Below are 759 nucleotides of genomic sequence, written 5' to 3' on the forward strand. Positions count from 1 at the left end.
CCGGCGTTGCTGCAGCGGGCCGATGGGTGGCTGCAGGAGGGGCTGCAGCAGATGGCCCGGGGGACCGCGGCGGCAAAGGTCGACTTGGCCCAGGCGCTGCGCTCGTTGATTCCATGGCAGCACGCCCATGACCTGGATGAGCTGCTGCCCGAGCGGCTGCAGGTTCCCAGCGGCTCGCGCATCGCCCTGCAGTACCGGAGCCGGGCACGGCGCAGGGCCGGGTGGTGGCGGCGGTGAAGCTGCAGGAATGCTTCGGGCTGGCCCAAACGCCGCGGCTGCTGCACGGCAGGTGCCGATCCAGTTCCACCTGCTTTCCCCGGCCGGCCGGCCCCTGGCGGTCACCGATGACCTGCGCAGTTTCTGGGATGGCCCGTACCGACAGGTGCGCGCCGAGATGCGCGGGCGCTATCCCAAGCATCCGTGGCCGGAAAACCCCTGGGAGCACGTGGCCACCGCAAAAACCAAAAACCGGTTGCGCTAGGCGCCGCTGGCCAGTGCTTGCGGCCGCCCGGAACGGGTGATCCCCGCCAGCTGGGTGCAGCTGGCGGGGATCACTGGTGCCACGGGTCGCCGAAGGCCTGGGCTTAGGCGAAGGCGGAGATGCCGGTGATCGCCCGGCCCATGATCAGCGCCTGCACCGTTTCGGTGCCCTCATAGGTGTGCAGCGCCTCCATGTCCGCGAAGTGGCGGGCCACCCGGTTGTCGGTCAGGATGCCGTTGCCGCCCAACAGGTCCCGCGCGTTCGCCGCGATCGAACGG

Annotated in this window: 1 protein-coding gene and 1 pseudogene; one reads left to right on the forward strand and one right to left on the reverse strand. The window is 70.4% G+C overall.

Translation table 11 applies throughout. The features are described from left to right. A pseudogene (locus JCM19049_RS21580) lies at nt 1-481 on the forward strand (ATP-dependent helicase C-terminal domain-containing protein); the annotation flags it as partial. Nucleotides 482-584: 103 nt separating this feature from the next. Here the strand turns inward: JCM19049_RS21580 and JCM19049_RS21585 are convergent. After that, the coding region (locus tag JCM19049_RS21585) for an acyl-CoA dehydrogenase family protein (RefSeq protein ID WP_279403444.1) at nt 585-759 on the reverse strand (175 nt) is incomplete at its 5' end.

This window comes from Arthrobacter sp. JCM 19049 (assembly GCF_001310435.1).